Here is a 413-nt window from a genome sequence, read left to right on the forward strand (position 1 = left end):
TCCGGCGGCCTGTTCTCCGGACCCCTCGTCGCCGACCGCTTCTCCGCCGGATCCAAGTCCGCCCTCATCCCCGAGCAGCCCGTCGGGCGCGACGGCGCCATCTCGGTGCCCTATGCCGGCCGCATCAAGGTCGCCGGCCGCCGCACCCAGGACGTCCAGGCGCTCATCGAGAACGAACTCGCCGGCAAGGCCATCCAGCCCCAGGTGCTGGTCTCGGTCACCCGCCCGATCTCCCAGGCCGTCACCGTCACCGGCGAGGGCGCCGCCGGCGCCCGCCTGCCGCTCTCGGGCCACGGCGACCGCATCCTCGACGTCATCGCCGCCGCCGGCGGCAACCGCGCGCCGGTCAACGAGACCTTCGTGCGGCTCTCGCGCGGGCCGGTGACCGCGACCGTGCCGCTGACCACGGTGGT

At 74.8% G+C, this 413-nt stretch carries 1 protein-coding gene; it reads left to right on the forward strand.

Annotated elements, in window-relative coordinates; all coding sequences use genetic code 11:
* On the forward strand, nucleotides 1-413 hold a 413-nt coding region (locus ACLBX8_RS31635), incomplete at both ends, for a polysaccharide biosynthesis/export family protein (RefSeq protein ID WP_447701379.1).

The sequence above is a fragment of the Methylobacterium sp. D48H genome, assembly GCF_053345715.1.